The sequence below is a fragment of the Klebsiella sp. 2019SCSN059 genome, assembly GCF_021739525.1.
Classification (GTDB): Bacteria; Pseudomonadota; Gammaproteobacteria; order Enterobacterales; family Enterobacteriaceae; genus Klebsiella; species Klebsiella quasipneumoniae.
In genome coordinates this window covers 1-627 of record NZ_JAKKOM010000134.1, presented here as the reverse complement: position 1 = coordinate 627, position 627 = coordinate 1, and the positions used below count along the sequence as shown (strand labels likewise).

The 627-nt window shown below is 60.0% G+C and carries 1 pseudogene; it reads right to left on the bottom strand.

Going from position 1 to position 627, the window contains the following annotated elements:
* Positions 1 to 627: pseudogene (locus L2I46_RS29285) on the bottom strand (IS91-like element ISCR2 family transposase); the annotation flags it as partial.

Sequence of the window (627 nt, the reverse complement as noted above, 5' to 3'; positions counted from 1 at the left end):
TGTTTTCGACATCCCGTTCCAGCAGGCCTTGCCGTTCCAGATAGCGACCCACCCGGTGGGCGATGGTGTGCGTCAGCTGGGTGAGCTCTGGGCTGGTCGGCGCCTTGACCCAGCGGAAACGCGCTGAGCCGTGGGATTGCTCGACATACACACCGTCGAGAAACAGCATGTGGAAGTGAACATTCAGATTGAGCGCCGATCCAAAACGCTGGATCAGGGTGACCGCGCCCGTCTTGGCCACTTGGTGGGTATGGCCCGCTTTCTTGACCAGGTGCGTGGCAATGACGCGGTAAACGATGCCCAGCACCCACCCCATGATCTCGGGCCGGCTGGCAAACAGGAAACGCAGCTGAAACGGGAAGCTCAACACCCACTGACGCATGGGTTGTTCAGGCAGTACTTCATCAACCAGCAAGGCGGCACTTTCGGCCATCCGCCGCGCCCCACAGCTCGGGCAGAAACCGCGACGCTTACAGCTGAAAGCGACCAGGTGCTCGGCGTGGCAAGACTCGCAGCGAACCCGTAGAAAGCCATGCTCCAGCCGCCCGCATTGGAGAAATTCTTCAAATTCCCGTTGCACATAGCCCGGCAATTCCTTTCCCTGCTCTGCCATAAGCGCAGCGAATG